Origin of the sequence: Nonomuraea gerenzanensis (assembly GCF_020215645.1) — a bacterium.
Lineage (GTDB): Bacteria > Actinomycetota > Actinomycetes > Streptosporangiales > Streptosporangiaceae > Nonomuraea > Nonomuraea gerenzanensis.
This window is the reverse complement of record NZ_CP084058.1, coordinates 7,360,693-7,375,563: the sequence shown is the minus strand read 5'-3', so window position 1 is coordinate 7,375,563 and position 14,871 is coordinate 7,360,693. Positions and strand designations below refer to the sequence as shown.

The following is a 14,871-nucleotide window of genomic DNA, read 5'->3' as shown; positions in this document are numbered from 1 at the left end:
GCACGAGAGCGGCCGCCGGGGTGCGCCAACACCCCGGCGGCCGGACATCCGAGACAAGGCGCCTGCCCTGCCTGGAGTCGCAACCTCAGGATAGGCGCCGCAACCGACGAGGAGTCGCGCCATGTCCGAGATCACCGAGTTGCTGACCCGCCTCGCCCAGGCCTGGAACAACGGCGACGCCACCGCCTACGCGGCCGTCTTCACCGAGGACGCCGACTACATCACCTTCGAGGGCACGCACACCCGGGGGCGGGCGGCCATCGAGTCCACGCACCGGTGGCTCTTCCAGGGGCCGCTCAAGGGCTCCACCATGGCCGCGCCCGGTGACGTCACGGTCAAGCCGCTCGCCGACGGCGCGGCCCTGGTGATCGCCGCCGGGGGCACCGCGGTGGAGGGCCGGCGGCGTGACTCCGTCGTCTCCCTCACCGCCGTCCGCACGCCCGAGGGCTGGCGCTTCGCCTCCTTCCAGAACACGCGGGTGGCGTCCCGATGAGGAAGACCCTGCTCACCGAGGTGGCGGCGGTCGTCGAGGCGCCCGCCGGCCGGGTGTGGGACGCCCTGGCCGCCGAGCTGCTGCCCGACGGCCGGCGCTCCGGCCGCTTCACCGTCCGAGACGCTCCCGGGCACACCTCCACCGTCGAGGTGGCCGGTCACACCGTCGCCATCCAGGGCGGATGGTGGTACCGGGGTGAATGGAGCGTCGAGCCGCACCCCCAGGGGGCGTTGCTCGTGCACCGCGTGTTCAACGTGGCGCAGGGGATGCGGTGGGCGGTGCCGCTGGCCAACCGGATGTTCGTCGGGTTCGCCGGGACGACGCGGCAGGCGTTCACCGAGCTGCACGCGAAGGTGAAGGGCCGGGTGCGGTCCGCGTCAGGTTAGCGGGGTGGTGCGGGCGCGGGCGACGGCCTCGGCGTGGTCGGCGGGCAGCAGGTGCCCCGCCGCCAGCGCCCGGTCGGCGGCCCTCGTGAACGCCACGACGTAGTCCTGCTGGGTGGGGTAGAGCTGCCGGATCCGGGCGCTGCTCAGCTCGGTGGTGGCCCCCAGCAGCAGGCACGCCCCCGCGATCTCGCCGCCGGAGTTCGTGGGCGCGTACGCCGCCAGCGGCGCGTCCAGGTCGGGCAGCCGCACCCCGCCCAGGGCGTTGCCGTCACCGTCGCGGCGGACGCTGCCCAGCAGCAGGCTGATCTGCGGCCCCGCCGGCGGCGCGCCCAGGCCGCGCGCCCACCGGTCGAGGTGGTGGAAGGCGGCGTTGGAGGCGTACCGCCAGGTCATGGCGTTGACGGGCCGGTCGCAGGAGATCGGCCGGCCGTCGTTGATGGCGCGGTCGCGCGCGTTCTGGGCGTTGTACTGCGCCAGCCCGTACGCGTCCGCGTGCGAGGTGCCGGCCACCTCCCACGTCCGCACGCGGGCGCCGTCGGCCTGCCGGGCGTCGGCGAACGTCCTGACGTCGGTCTCCGACTCCACCTGGAGGACGGGGACCGCGGTGTCGGTACGGATCCGCGCGGTGAGCGGCAGCGCGATCACCCCGTCACCGATGGGCGCGGCCCCGGCGCCCCGCCCGTGGATCAGGAAGCCGTCGTAGGCGGGGACGACCGGCTGGATCGCGTTGGCGAACGTGGCCAGCCGCCCGGCCGACTGGGAGTGCCCCGCCGCCAGCACCTTCGCGGGCGCTCCGGTACCCAGCAGCGTCGCCGCTTCCGCCCGCACCGCCTGGGCCGCCTGGGCGAAGATCGAGTACGACAGCGCGTCGGAGGCCAGCGACACCCGGCCGTAACGGGCGGGGTCGAGGCTCCTGAGCTTGTCGGCACCGACCTTCTGGGTGGTGACGCCGACGTAGGCGTACCCGGCGCGGGTGAAGTGCTCGTAGGACTGGGACCACTCGACGCCGATGTCCACGCCGAAGCTGACGTTCAGCCACTCCACCACGACGGTGCCGTTGAACCTGGCCGGGTCGGCGGGGCGCTCGACCAGCAGGCGGGTGGTGTAGTCCTGGACGGTGCCGGTGGCGCGGGCGCCCCACTGGCCGCCGCTGGTCCAGACGCCGACCTTCTGGAAGGTGTCGGCGCGCCCGCTCATCAGGAACTCCCGCTCCTCGTAGCCACGGGCGGCCAGGCCGGCCACGGTGGCCCCCACGGGGTGGCCGTTGCCCGTGCCGGCCGGGATCTCGGTGACGGCGGGCGCCATCACGGCCTGCGCGGAGGCGGAGGCCGGCGCGGAGGCGGAGGCCGGCGCGGAGGCGGAGGCCGGCGCCGGGGCCGAGGTGACCACCAGGGCGGCGAGCACCAGCGCGGCCGGTGCCCGCACGCTCCTCGTGATGCCAGGACGCAGGCGTAAGGGTCGGCGTCGTTCGGACATGGTGACGGTCCTCCAGGAGTCCATGGCACGCGAACAGCGGGACGACGACAGTCTCGGCCACCGCCCCACCCCCGGCATCAGGGAAATCACCAGTCCTGGACGTGTCCCGCCCCGATGACGCCGGCCACCTCCGCCGCCTCCAGGAAGCACCGGTGGAGCGACCCGCCGCCCGCCGCGTCCCCGATCACGTGCACCCCGAGCGCCGGCCCCCGCGCCTGGCAGGCCGCGAGCAGCCCGGTACGCGGGACGATCCCCTGGGACACCAGCAGCGGCCCCGGCGCGGGCACCCAGGCGGCCTCGGCTCCGGAGCGCACGAGCACCCGCCCGGGCTCGATCGCCGCGACCGTGGACTCCAGCATGACGCGCACCTTCGGGTTGCCGGTGAGGCGCGGCACCATGAGGATCTTGGCGCGCCGCCCGACCTCCGGCGCGAGGCTCGGCTGCTCGCCGACGATCAGCACCTCCGCCCCGCCGGTGGCGAGGTGGTCCGAGACGGCGACGCCCTCCCGGTCGGCGCCCCAGACGACGCACGTGCGGGGGACGTCCAGGCTGCGGGCGAGCCAGTCGCGCACGTCGAGGACGTGGGGGAGCCGGATGCCGGGGACGTCGGGCAGGCGGGCGGTGCCGCCGGTGGCCAGCACGATCGCGTCCGCCTCGTACCGCGCCAGCTCCTCCTCGGTGGCCGTGACGCCGGTGCGCACCCGCACGCCGAGCCGCTCCACCTCATCGGCGCACCACCGCAGGAGGCGGTCGTGTTCCGGGTAGGTCCGCAGCCGCCCGGCGAGCGCCAGCCGGCCGCCGACGTGCTGCTCGCGTTCCAGCAACTCGACCCGCTGCCCCTGAACGGCCAGCAACCGCGCGGCCTCCAGCCCGGCAGGGCCCGCCCCGACCACCAGCACCGTGCCCCTCCTCGCGGGCGCAGCAACGAGCCGAGGGGGCGCAGCAACGAGCCGAGCGGGCGCATCCACCGATCTCGCCGGCATGCCCTCCAGGCTCAGGTACTCACGCCCCGCCCCCGCATTCACCGCGCACGGGATCGCCTCACCGCTGCCGAGCCGATCGATGCACAGATTGCAGCCGATGCACGGCCGATACGACCGCCCCGCGAGGGCGAGCCGCGGAAAGTCGGGCTCGGCATGCAGGGCCCGTGCCAGGGACACGAAGTCGGCACTGCCACCCGCCACGATCTCCTCCGCACGTTCGAGCGTGCTGATCCGCCCCGCCACCCCCACCGGCAGCCCCAACGCCCGGTACCTCCGGGCGTACGGCGCGAGCAGCCCCCGCTCCCACTCGGCGGGCTGAATGATCCACTGCCCGGCCTCGTACGACCCGGCCGAGACGTCGAGAAAATCCAGCAGCTCCAGCCGGGCCCGCGAGATCAGCCCGAACGTGTCCTCCGCCGTCAGCCCGCCCTCGAACCCCTCGTGCGCGGACAGCCGCAGCCCCACGGCCACCTCACCCCCGGCCCGGGAGCGCACGGCCTCGACGACCAGCCCGAGGAAGCGCAGAGGGTCGGCGAACTCGTCGGTCCGCAGGTTGAAGGCGGGGGAGAGGAACTGGTGCACGAGATACCCGTGCGCCCCGTGAATCATGATCACATCCACGCCCGCGTCCCGGCAGCGGCGCGCCCCCTCCGCGTACGCCTCGACCAGCTCGTACACCTCGCCCGTCGCGAGCTGCCTGGGCAGCTCGCCACCCGCGGGCAGGCACGGGACGGGGGAGGGCGCGACCGGCTGGAGACCGCTGACCGCGCTCTGGGCGGTGCGGCCACCGTGGTTCAGCTCGACGCCGAACAACGCGCCGCCCGCGTGCACGGCGCCGGCCAGCTGGGCCAGGCCGGCGACGTGCGCGTCGGCGGCCACGCCGAGCTGCCGGTGCCGCCCCTTGCCGTCCGCGCGGACGTAGGCGGCCTCGGCGAAGACCAGCGCGGCGCCGCCGTGCGCGCGGCGGCCGAGGTAGGCGGCGTAGCGGCCGGTGGCGGTGCCGTCGGGCTCGCAGTAGTTGCGCTCCATGGGAGCCGCGACGAACCGGTTGCGCAGCCGGACGGGACCCAGGGTCAGGGGACGGCCCACGGCCGGTACGGGAGGGGGGTGCACGCGGGCTCCGTCCTGATGGTACGGACTAGATAGTCCACAAGGTTGCGGTGCCGCCCCCGCGAAGTCAAGGGCACGTCTAGCCAGCTAACTCACTAGTACGTACATTAAGAAAACCGCAGCACCTGCTGGAAAGGAAAAGTGATGGACTCATTCCTGGTCGGGTTGATCGGCTCGGGCATCGGCCCCTCCTGGAGCCCGCCGCTGCACGAGCAGGAGGCCGTGCACCACGGATTGCACTACGTCTACCGGCTGCTCGACACCGACCGGGTGGGCGGCGAGGTGGGCGAGCTGGTCCGCACGGCACGCACGTTCGGCTACGACGGGCTCAACATCACCCACCCCTGCAAGCAGGCCGTCATCCCGCACCTGGACGAGCTGTCACCGGACGCCCGCATGCTCGGCGCGGTCAACACCGTGGTGTTCGACGGCGATCGCCCCATCGGCCACAACACCGACTGGACGGGCTTCGCCGAGTCCTTCGCCCGCGGCCTGCCCGACGTGCCCACCCGCAGGATCGTGCAGCTCGGCGCCGGTGGCGCGGGAGCCGCGGTGGCGCACGCGCTGCTGACGATGGGCGCCGACCGGATCACCCTGGTCGACGCGGACCCGGCGCGGGCCGACGCGCTGGCCGGTGAGCTGGCCGCCCGCTTCGGCGCGGGCCGGGCCCGCCCCGCGACCTCGGACGAGCTGCCCGGGCTGCTGGCCGGGGCCGACGGGCTGGTGCACGCCACCCCGACCGGCATGGCTCACCATCCCGGCCTGCCGCTGCCCGCCGAGCTGCTGCACCCCGGCCTGTGGGTGGCCGACATCGTCTACCGCCCGCTGGAGACCGAGCTGCTCAAGCAGGCCAGGGCGATCGGCTGCCGCACGCTGGACGGCGGCGGCATGGTCGTCTTCCAGGCCGTGCACGCGTTCAGGCTGTTCACCGGCAGGGAACCGGACGCCGAGCGGATGTTCGCCCACCTGACCGATCTCATCGCCGTCTAGAAGGAGGAACCGTGCGCAAGTCCATCGCCACCGTGTCGGTGAGCGGAACCCTCACGGAGAAGCTCGAGTCGATCGCCGCCGCCGGGTTCGACGGGGTGGAGATCTTCGAGAACGACCTGCTGGCCTGCCCGCTGTCACCGGAGGAGATCCGGGCCAGAGCGGCCGACCTGGGCCTCGGCATCGACCTCTACCAGCCCTTCCGTGACTTCGAGGCGGTGCCGGCCGACGTGCTCGCCGGCAACCTGCGGCGGGCCGAGCGCAAGTTCAGGGTGATGGAGCGGCTCGGCGCGGACCTGCTGCTGGTCTGCTCGAACGTCTCCCCGGCCGCGATCGGCGACGACGAGCTGGCCGCCGAGCAGCTGCGGCTGCTGGCCGAGCGGGCCGCCGAGCACGGCGTGCGCATCGCCTACGAGGCGCTGGCCTGGGGGCGGCACGTCAACGAGTACCTGCACGCCTGGCGCGTCGTGCGCATGGCCGACCACCCGAACCTGGGCACCTGCCTGGACAGCTTCCACATCCTGTCGCGCGGCTCCGACCCGATCGGCATCGAGGCCATCCCGGGCGAGAAGATCTTCTTCCTGCAGCTAGCCGACGCGCCGCTGCTGGCCATGGACGTGCTGCAGTGGAGCCGCCACTACCGCTGCTTCCCCGGGCAGGGCAACTTCGACCTGGCGGGGCTGACCGCCAGCGTGCTGCGGGCCGGGTACACGGGGCCGCTGTCGCTGGAGGTGTTCAACGACGTCTTCCGGCAGGCGTCCGTGGAGCGCACCGCGCTGGACGGCATGCGCTCGCTCATCGCGCTGGAGCAGAGCCTGGACGGCGCCGCGCATCCGGCCGTGCCCGCCGGGTTCGCCTTCGCCGAGCTGGCCGACACCGGCACCCTCGGCGGGCTGCTGAGCGCGCTCGGCTTCGCCCGCACGGGCACGCACGCGAGCAAGCCCGTCGAGCTGTGGTCGCAGGGAGAGGCCCGGCTCCTGCTCAACGCCGGCGACCGGGCCGCGCCCGCCGGCGACCGCGCCGCCACCGACGGCCGCGGGGCCGCCCCCGACGGCGATCAGGCCGCGCACGACGGCCCGGCGCTGGTCGCGATCGGCCTGGACAGCCCCGATCCCGGCGGCGCCGTCAAGCACGCCGGCTCCCTGCTGTCACCCGTCCTGCCCCGCGAGCGCGCCCCCGAGGACGCCCCCCTGGACGCGATCGCCGCCCCCGACGGCACCGAGATCTTCTTCTGCGACACCGCCTGGCTCGCCGACTTCGGCCCGGGCGCGGCCGTGGCGGGCGCCATCACCCGCATCGACCACGTGGCGCTCACCCAGCCGCTGCACTACTTCGACGAGGCCGCCCTGTTCTACCGCAGCGTGCTCGGCCTGCGCCCGCAGGAGAGCCTGGAGCTGCCGGACCCGTACGGCCTGCTGCGCAGCAAGGCGATGTCGGCCCCCGACGGCGCGGTCCGGATGGTGGTGAACATCGCCCAGGTCGGCGCCGGCCACCACCCCTGGCAGCACATCGCGCTGGCCTGCGACGACGTCGTGGGCACGGCCCGCAGGCTCCGCGAGGAGCACCCCGACCTGCTGCTGCCCATCCCGGACAACTACTACGACGACCTGGAGGCCCGCTACGAGGTCGATCCCGAGCTGCGCCGCCTCGGCGTGCTCTACGACCGCGACGGCCGGGGCGGCGAGTTCCTGCACCTCTACACGGTCACGGTGGGCCGGGTGTTCTTCGAGCTCGTCCAGCGGATCGGCGGCTACCAGGGGTACGGGGCCGGCAACGCCCCCATCCGGCTCGCCGTGCAGCACGCGGGTGCTTAATCCTGCGGCAACACCCTTGTAATGTACGAACCGGTGAGTTAGTTTCCTGTCACCGCACTACCCCCCGACGTCACCGTGAGGAGCAAATTGTGACGGTGCAGGGCAAACCCCGCAAAGCGGCCGTTGCTGCCTGGATCGGCAGCGCCTTGGAGTATTACGACTTCTTCATCTACGGCACGGCCGCCGCGCTGGTCTTCAACAAGATTTTCTTCCCGTCCTCCTCGCCCGCCACCGGCACGCTGCTCGCGCTGGCCACGTTCGGCGTCGGCTACCTGGCCAGGCCCGTGGGGGCGTTCGTGCTGGGTCACATCGGTGACAAGTTCGGCCGCAAGCGGGTGCTGGTCACCACGCTGCTGATGATGGGCGGCTCCACGTTCCTGGTCGGCTGCCTGCCCACCTACGACCAGGTCGGCCTGCTGGCGCCGATCCTGCTCGTGGTGCTCCGCCTGATGCAGGGCTTCTCCGTCTCAGGGGAGCAGGCGGGCGCCAACTCCATGACGCTGGAGCACGCCCCCGAGGGCAGGCGCGCCTACTACACCAGCTTCACGCTCAACGGCACCCAGGCCGGCCAGATCATCGCCACCGCCATCTTCCTGCCGATCGCCGCGCTCCCCGAGGAGCAGCTGCTGACCTGGGGCTGGCGGGTGCCGTTCTGGCTGAGCGTCATCGTGGCCGTGGTCGGCGTCGTCATCCGCCGTACGCTGGAGGAGACGCCCGCCTTCGAGCAGGAGGTCGCCACCAACACCGTCGCCAAGATGCCGCTCGCCGTGCTCTTCCGCGAGCAGTGGCGGGACGTGCTGCGCGTGGTCGTGTGCGCGATCATCGCCTCGGTCAGCACGATCTTCACCGTGCACGCCCTGTCGTACGCGGTCAACACGATGGGCCTGGAACGCAGCCCGATGCTCTGGGTCGGCGTGCTGGCCAACGTCGCGGCGGTCATCACGATCCCGCTGTGGGGCAAGCTGTCGGACCGGGTCGGCCGCAAGCCGGTCTTCATCGGCGGCTCGCTCGGCTGCGCGGTGCTGATGTTCGCCTACCTGTGGTCGATCTCCGCCGGCAGCTACGTGCTGATCTTCCTGGCCGGCATCCTCATGTTCGGCGTCGTGCACAGCGCCACCAGCGCCGTGTGGCCGTCCTTCTACGGCGAGATGTTCACCACCCGGGTCCGCCTGTCCGGCATGGCGATCGGCACCCAGATCGGCTTCGCCATCGCCGGGTTCGCCCCCACGGTGGCCACCGCCGTCGCCGGCACCGGCCCGGAGAGCTGGCTCGGCGTCTCGATCATCACCGCGGTCGTCTGCCTGATCAACGTGGCCGCCGTCGCGACCGCCAGGGAGACCTACCAGGTGCCGACCGAGCAGCTCGGGCTCAAGCTCCCCGAACGAGTGAAGGCATGACCTACCGCGTGTACGCCGTGCGTTACGCCCAGCGCGACGCCCGGCGCGGCGAGCACTTCCACGGCTACGAGCCCGGCGGCGAGCGCTCCCACCCGACGTCCTACTACGTCTGGGCGGCCGTCTCCGGCGAGCACACGGTGGTGATCGACACCGGGATCGCCCCCGGGCGGGCGGCCCGCGTCGAGGGCCTGGACTACCGCTGCTCGCCCGTCGAGGCCCTGGCCGAGCTGGGCATCGCCGCCGAGTCGGTCGGCCACGTGGTGCTCACCCACCTGCACTACGACCACACCGGCACCGCCCGAGACTTCCCGCGCGCCCGCTACGTCGTCCAGCAGGCCGAGCTGGACTACTGGAGCGGCCCGTGGGCCGAGCGGATCGCCCGCGAGCGCTGGCTGCTCAACGACGACGACCTCGCCTGCCTGACCGCCGCCAGGAAGGACGGGCGGGCGCTCGTGGTGGACGGCGACGCGTTCGTGACGCCCGGCCTCAGCGTGCACCTGGTAGGCGGGCACACCGCCGGCATGCAGGTGGTGCGGGTCGCCACCGCCCGCGGCCACGTCGTGCTGGCCTCCGACGCCAGCCACTTCTACGAGAACATCGAGAGCGACCGCCCCTTCCCGATCCTGCACAGCATGCCCGGCATGTACGGCGCCTTCGACCGCATCAGGGAGCTGGCCGGCGGCCCCGAGCTGGTGGTCGCCGGCCATGACCCGCTGGTGCTCGAGCGGTTCCCGCTGCGCAGCCCCGACGTCGCGGTGATCAGCCCGTGACCTCGATCTTGCCCGTCGGTCGCGGGCTGTAGGAGTCGTTGAAGAAGTACTCGCCCGGCTTGGTGAAGGTGTACCGGAACGACTCACCCGGCTTGAGCCGGACGTCGAACAGCCCCTCGAAGAACTGGGTGGCGCCGTGCACGTGCACGTTGCCGGGCGGGTTGACGAAGGTGACCGTGGTGCCCACCGGCACCCGCAGGTGGGTGGGGGCCATGGCGTTGACGGCCGTGGACTCCACCGCGCCGACCTGCCCGCCCTCGTAGACGCGGGCGAGCACGACCGTGTTGCCCACCGTGGCGCCGTCCACCGGCTGGCCCGAGACCGGGCGGCGCACCACGGGCGGGGGCGGGGTGGCGGCGGGCGGGACGCCGCCGCCCAGCTTGAACGCCCACAGGTGGTCGCCGCGCGGTGCCGAGTTGCCGTACGGGATGCCGGTGCCGCCGGCGTAGACCGCCAGGTACTGCTCGCCGTCGATCTCGTAGGCGATGGGGCTGCTGCTCACGGCGGCCCCCGTCTGCCAGCGCCACAGCTCGTGCCCGTCACGCGCGTCCAGGCAGAGCAGGTTGCCGTCAGGCTGGCCGATGAACAGCAGGTCGGAGGCGGTGGTGAGGATGCCGTTGCCGTGCGCCAGCGAGTACGGCAGGTTCCGCCTCCACCGCACGCGGTTCGTGGAGGGGTCCACGGCCACCACGCCGCCGGTCATGTACTCGCCGGGCGGGCGCAGCCCGTTCGACGACTCGGTCAGCGAGTGCGCCGCGGCCACGTAGCCGAACCCGGTGTAGACCAGGCGCGTGCTGTGGCTGTAGGACTGGTGGTTCCAGTCGGCGCCGCCGCCGTGGCCGGGGATGGTGAGGATCGGCTCGTCCCAGTGGGGTGTGTAGAGGGAGCCGAGCTTGTAGTTCGGCACGGCCCGGTGCGGCAGGCCGGGGACCTCGGTGCCGAGCGGCTGCCACACGGGCCGCAGCTCGGTCCAGCCGCCCTGGCGCGGGAACGGCTGCGTCGGCCACGTCTTCTGCCGGGGCTCCTGCGGGACCGGCAGCTCGTCGATGCCCAGCGGGGCCGAGCCGTCCGCGCGGTCGAGGATGTAGTACATGCCGGTCTTGCTGCCGTACACGACCAGCTTGCGCAGCCGGCCCCGCACGCGCGCGTCCAGCAGGACGGGCGCCATGACGTTGTCCATGTCCCAGATGTCGTGGTGGATGGACTGGAAGTGCCACCGGTAGGCGCCGGTCTTCAGGTCCATGGCCACGATCGAGTTGGCGAACAGGTTCTGGCCGCCGCGCTCGGAGCCGTCCTGCGACGACTTGCTGCCCCTGGCGTTGCCGAACGTCCAGTAGACCAGCCCCAGCTCCGCGTCGATCGCGCAGTGCATCCACGGCGTGGCGCCGCCGACCTGCCAGGAGTCGCCCTCCCAGGTGTCGCCGCCGATCTGGCCGGGGGCGGCCGTGCCCCAGAAGTGCCACACCAGGTCGCCGGTCGCGGCGTCGAAGGCGAGCGCCGCGCCGCGCGGGCCGTCGTTGGTGCCGCAGTAGAGCATGCCGTCGTGGTAGGTGACCGCGACCTTCTCCAGGTTGCCGTACCCGTTGTGCTGCCGCTCCCAGACCACCTGGCCGGTCCGCTGGTCCAGGGCGATCAGCCAGTTGTCGTTGGCGCAGGTGTAGACCCGGCCGCCGCCGACCCCGACGCCGCGGCGGGTGACCGCGCCGCGCGTCTGCTCGTACTTCCAGATCGTCGCCCCGGTACGGCCGTCCACCGCGACGACGTTGCCCAGGGCCGACTCGATGAACAGCACGCCGTCCACGGCCACGGCGGTGCTCTGGCTGTTGCCGGCGCCCAGCCCGCCCTCGATGTCGTTCACCCACGCGCCGCGCAGCCGCCTGACGTTGCCCCGGTGCACGCCGCGCAGCGCGGTGTAGTTCTGGTTCGCCAGGTTCCCGCCGACCTTGGGGAAGTCGCGGTCGGCGCGCCGGGTGAGCGCGGCGGCGGGGCGCTGGCCCGCTCCGGCGAGCGCGACGGCGGCGACGGCGCCCGCGAGTAACTCTCTGCGACGGACCATGACCATCCTCTCCTCACAAACCCAGATAGATGCGCCGGACCTGCGGGTCGTTGCTCAGCTCCGCCGAGGTGCCGCTGGCGGCGATCTCGCCGTTCTCCATGACCAGGCAGGTGGTGGTGACGTCGAAGGTGAGCTTGGCGTTCTGCTCGACGAGCAGGATGGCCAGGCCGGCGGCGTTGAGCTTCTTCAGCGCGGCGGCGATGTCGGCGACCAGCTTGGGCGACAGGCCCATCGACGGCTCGTCCAGCAGCATCACCTTGGGCCGGCACATCATCGCCCGGCCGACGGCCAGCATCTGCTGCTGCCCGCCCGACAGCGCGCCGGCCAGCCGGCCGCGCATCTCGCCCAGCACCGGGAACAGCTCGTACACCTCGTCGATCGGGGTGCGCTTCCAGCTGCTGGTGTACGCGCCGAGCAGCAGGTTCTTCTCCACCGTGAGCCCGGGGAAGACGTGCCTGCCCTCCGGCACGTAGCCGATGCCGTGCCGCACCAGGGTGTGGGCGGGGGCGCGCAGCAGGTCGTGCTCGCCGAAGCGGATGGCGGTGGCCTGGCGGGGGGCCAGGCCCATGACGGCCTTGAGGGTGGAGGTCTTGCCCGCGCCGTTGGCGCCGATGATGCCGAGCGACTGGCCCGGCTCGACGGTGAAGGAGACGTCGTGGGCGGCGCGCACGCCGCCGTAGTGCACCGACAGCCCTTCGACGGCGAGTGTGCTCCCAGCGGATGTCATCGGGTGGCCTCCTCGACGGCGGCTTCGGCGCTCTCCTCGGTCGGCGCGGCCATGGAGTCGCCGAGATAGGCGGCGACGACGTCCGGGTGCACGGCGACCTCGGCCGGCGGGCCGTCGGCGATCACCCTGCCGCTGGACAGGACGGTGACCTGGTCGCACAGCGACATGACCAGCCCCATGTTGTGCTCGATGATGATCACGGTGACGCCGGAGTCCCTGATGGAGCGGACGATGTCGGCGAGCTGCCGCACCTCCTCCCCGTTGAGCCCGGCGGCGGGCTCGTCGAGCAGCAGCAGCTCCGGGGACATGGCCATGGCGCGGGCCAGCTCGATGCGGCGCTGGATGCCGTACGGCAGCGAGCGCGGCTCGGCGTCGGCGACCTCGGCCAGCCCGAAGCGGTCGAGCAGCTCCGCGGTCCTCCGATGCAGCGCCCGGTCGTAGCCCAGCACCTTCCACGGCAGGACCGGATAGCGCCAGATCCAGGTGGTGCGGGTGCGGTCCAGCGCGAGCAGGAGGTTCTCGCGCACGCTGAGGTCCTCGAACAGGCGCAGGTTCTGGAACGTGCGGGCCACGCCGCGCAGCGACAGCCGGTACGGCGCCAGCCCGGTCACCTCGCGCCCGCCCAGGGCCACCGTCCCCTCGGTGGGGTCGTAGAAGCCGCTGATCACGTTGAACAACGTGGTCTTGCCCGAGCCGTTCGGCCCGACGATGCCGCGGATCTGGCCGGTGGGCACGGTGAGCGACACCTTGTCCAGCGCCACCAGGCCCTTGAACCGCTTGGTCACCTCGCGCACGTCCAGCGCGACGCCCTCCTCGGTGGCGGCGGGCGCCGGCTCGTACGGCCGGAACGCGCCGAGCTGGGCCCGCGAGCCGCCCTGCCGCCCGCGCAGCAGCGCCCGGATCTGCCCGGGCAGGCCCGCAAGGCCCTTCGGCGCGAACACCACGACCAGCACCACGACCAGGCCGTAGCCGAGCTGCGCGTAACCCGAGGCGTCCAGCAGCGCCTCCCTGACCAGCGACAGCGCGACCGCGCCGACGACGCAGCCCAGGATGCTGCTCCGCCCGCCGATGATCACCATGGCGAGCAGCAGGAACATGTTGGCGATGTTGAAGGACTCGGGGGCGACGAAGCGGATCAGCCCGGCGTACAGCACGCCGGCCAGCCCGCCGTACAGGCCGGACAGCACGAACGCGGTCATCCGCAGCAGCGGGATCTCCGCGCCCAGCGCCCCGGCCGCCAGGTCGTCGTCGCGCATCGCGCGCAGCCGCCGGCCCAGCGGCGAGCGGGTCACCAGCAGCGCGAACGCCAGCGCGATCGCGAACACGACCAGCTCGACGTAGTAGAACAGGTAGCCGCTGGACAGGTCGATGCCGAACATCGGCGGCACCGGGAGGTCGCTGATGCCCTCGGCGCGGCCGGCGATCGTGGAGTTGGTCACCCAGTTGGTGAAGGCCAGCGCCAGCCCGAGCGTGACGATGCCCAGGTAGTGCGACTGCATGCGCAGCGCCGGGATCCCGGTCAGCACGCCGAACACCACGGCGGTGAGCACGGCCAGCGCGGAGGCGGTCCAGAAGCCGAGCCCGGCCTCGGTGGTCAGGATGGCCACCGTGTACGCGCCGACGCCGAAGAAGGCGACCTGGGCCAGATTGATCTGCCCGGCCACCCCCATGGTCAGGCCGAGCCCGATGGCCAGGATCGCGAAGATGATCGCGACGTCGGCGACGTGGATGGCGTACCCGCCCAGGCCGTAGGGCAGCAGCCAGGCCGCGACCGCGGCGATGCCGATGAGCGCCAGTCGTTTCATGCGCGGTTCACCGTTGCCTCTCCGAAGATGCCGGTGGGGCGGATCATCACGATGACGGCGAAGACCAGGAACGTGACCAGCTCGGAGTACTCCTGGAAGTTGCCCGCGGCGAAGGAGTCGAGCAGGCCGAAGGCCAGGCCGCCGACGATCGCGCCGGGCATGCTGCCGAAGCCGCCGAGCATGGCCGCCGCGAAGCCCTTGATGCCCAGGGTGCCGCCCATGGTCGGGTTCACGTACAGCATGGGCCCGATGAGGCTGCCCGCCAGGGCGGCCAGGCCGGCGCCGATGGCGAAGGCCATGGCGTTGCTGCGGCCGACGTGGATGCCGACCGCGGTGGCGGCCTGGTGGTCCATGGCGACCGCCTGCATGGCCGCGCCCCGCTTGGTGCGCTGCAGGAACAGGGCCAGCAGGCCCGTCGCGGCGGCGGCCACGGCGATCACCAGCAGGCTGTAGGTCGGGATGCGGATCCCGGCCACGTCGATCGGCCCCGTGGCGACCGGGGACGGCACGGCGTGCCCGGTCGCGCCCCAGATGAGGACCGCGCCCGCCTCCAGCACCGCGCCGAAGCCGATGGTGCCGATCAGCATCAGCGTGAAGTCCTTGTTCTCCAGCGGGCGCAGGAACCGCTCGATGACCAGGCCGATCAGCGCGGTGACGGCGATCGCGACCACGACGGCCACCGCGAACGGCAGCTTGCTGGCCATGTAGAAGGTGGAGGCGGCGTACGCGCCGATCATGACGACGCTGCCGTGGGCGAAGTTCACCAGGCCCATGGTGCGGTAGACGATCGAGAAGCCCATCGCCACCAGCGCGTACACCGCTCCGAACGTGACCCCGCCGATCAGGGTCTGAAGGAAGACCTGCACG

The 14,871-nt window shown here is 72.6% G+C and carries 12 protein-coding genes; 6 read left to right on the top strand and 6 right to left on the bottom strand.

From position 1 onward, the window contains the following. Positions 1-121 precede the first annotated feature (121 nt). Positions 122-493, top strand: coding sequence for an SgcJ/EcaC family oxidoreductase (locus LCN96_RS34295; RefSeq protein WP_225266572.1), 372 nt, complete (start codon positions 122-124; stop codon positions 491-493). Continuing rightward, complete coding sequence (locus tag LCN96_RS34290) at positions 490-879, top strand: hypothetical protein (protein WP_225266571.1); 390 nt, start codon at positions 490-492, stop codon at positions 877-879. The genes LCN96_RS34295 and LCN96_RS34290 overlap by 4 nt, the downstream gene beginning before the upstream one ends. On the opposite strand, the gene LCN96_RS34285 is transcribed toward LCN96_RS34290, so the two are convergent. After that, positions 871-2,304: an alpha/beta hydrolase domain-containing protein gene (locus LCN96_RS34285; protein WP_225266570.1), complete on the bottom strand. Its 1,434-nt coding sequence runs from the start codon at positions 2,302-2,304 to the stop codon at positions 871-873. The genes LCN96_RS34290 and LCN96_RS34285 overlap by 9 nt on opposite strands. Positions 2,305-2,441: 137 nt before the next feature. Continuing rightward, a complete protein-coding gene (locus tag LCN96_RS34280; protein ID WP_225266569.1) occupies positions 2,442-4,451 on the bottom strand; it encodes an oxidoreductase in 2,010 nt (669 codons plus the stop codon). 141 nt (positions 4,452-4,592) lie between these two features. On the opposite strand from LCN96_RS34280, the gene LCN96_RS34275 reads away from it, so the two are divergent. The 4 genes from LCN96_RS34275 to LCN96_RS34260 all read left to right on the top strand — a co-directional run bounded on the left by LCN96_RS34275 (position 4,593) and on the right by LCN96_RS34260 (position 9,416). Then, the gene (locus LCN96_RS34275) at positions 4,593-5,438 is read left to right on the top strand and encodes a shikimate dehydrogenase (RefSeq protein ID WP_225266568.1); all 846 of its coding nucleotides are present in this window, start codon (positions 4,593-4,595) and stop codon (positions 5,436-5,438) included. A gap of 11 nt (positions 5,439-5,449) precedes the next feature. Next, positions 5,450-7,249, top strand: a complete 1,800-nt coding sequence (locus LCN96_RS34270; protein WP_225266567.1) for a bifunctional sugar phosphate isomerase/epimerase/4-hydroxyphenylpyruvate dioxygenase family protein — start codon at positions 5,450-5,452, stop codon at positions 7,247-7,249. Between the two features lie 89 nt (positions 7,250-7,338). Next, positions 7,339-8,646, top strand: coding sequence for an MFS transporter (locus tag LCN96_RS34265; RefSeq protein WP_311131988.1), 1,308 nt, complete (start codon positions 7,339-7,341; stop codon positions 8,644-8,646). Then, on the top strand, positions 8,643-9,416 hold the full coding sequence (locus LCN96_RS34260) for an N-acyl homoserine lactonase family protein (protein ID WP_225266566.1): 774 nt from the start codon (positions 8,643-8,645) through the stop codon (positions 9,414-9,416). The genes LCN96_RS34265 and LCN96_RS34260 overlap by 4 nt, the downstream gene beginning before the upstream one ends. Here the strand turns inward: LCN96_RS34260 and LCN96_RS34255 are convergent. From LCN96_RS34255 to LCN96_RS34240, 4 genes are read right to left on the bottom strand one after another with little or no spacing between them, the layout of a single operon-like run. Continuing rightward, positions 9,406-11,472, bottom strand: a complete 2,067-nt coding sequence (locus LCN96_RS34255; RefSeq protein ID WP_225266565.1) for an outer membrane protein assembly factor BamB family protein — start codon at positions 11,470-11,472, stop codon at positions 9,406-9,408. The genes LCN96_RS34260 and LCN96_RS34255 overlap by 11 nt on opposite strands. 13 nt (positions 11,473-11,485) lie before the next feature. Further along, on the bottom strand, positions 11,486-12,199 hold the full coding sequence (locus tag LCN96_RS34250; protein ID WP_225266564.1) for an ABC transporter ATP-binding protein: 714 nt from the start codon (positions 12,197-12,199) through the stop codon (positions 11,486-11,488). Then, positions 12,196-14,004: a branched-chain amino acid ABC transporter ATP-binding protein/permease gene (locus LCN96_RS34245; protein WP_225266563.1), complete on the bottom strand. Its 1,809-nt coding sequence runs from the start codon at positions 14,002-14,004 to the stop codon at positions 12,196-12,198. Before LCN96_RS34245 ends, LCN96_RS34250 begins: the two co-directional genes overlap by 4 nt. Beyond that, positions 14,001-14,870 (bottom strand): branched-chain amino acid ABC transporter permease, encoded by an 870-nt coding sequence (locus tag LCN96_RS34240; RefSeq protein WP_225266562.1) that lies wholly within the window; start codon positions 14,868-14,870, stop codon positions 14,001-14,003. The genes LCN96_RS34245 and LCN96_RS34240 overlap by 4 nt, the downstream gene beginning before the upstream one ends. Position 14,871 lies beyond the last annotated feature (1 nt).

What these genes read in the sequence shown, in the direction of transcription:
- LCN96_RS34295 (WP_225266572.1), top strand. Translation starts at nt 122, where the DNA reads ATGTCCGAGATCACCGAGTTGCTGACCCGCCTCGCCCAGGCCTGGAAC.
- LCN96_RS34290 (WP_225266571.1), top strand. Translation starts at nt 490, where the DNA reads ATGAGGAAGACCCTGCTCACCGAGGTGGCGGCGGTCGTCGAGGCGCCC.
- LCN96_RS34275 (WP_225266568.1), top strand. Translation starts at nt 4,593, where the DNA reads ATGGACTCATTCCTGGTCGGGTTGATCGGCTCGGGCATCGGCCCCTCC.
- LCN96_RS34260 (WP_225266566.1), top strand. Translation starts at nt 8,643, where the DNA reads ATGACCTACCGCGTGTACGCCGTGCGTTACGCCCAGCGCGACGCCCGG.
- LCN96_RS34255 (WP_225266565.1), bottom strand. Translation starts at nt 11,472, where the DNA reads ATGGTCCGTCGCAGAGAGTTACTCGCGGGCGCCGTCGCCGCCGTCGCG.
- LCN96_RS34250 (WP_225266564.1), bottom strand. Translation starts at nt 12,199, where the DNA reads ATGACATCCGCTGGGAGCACACTCGCCGTCGAAGGGCTGTCGGTGCAC.
- LCN96_RS34245 (WP_225266563.1), bottom strand. Translation starts at nt 14,004, where the DNA reads ATGAAACGACTGGCGCTCATCGGCATCGCCGCGGTCGCGGCCTGGCTG.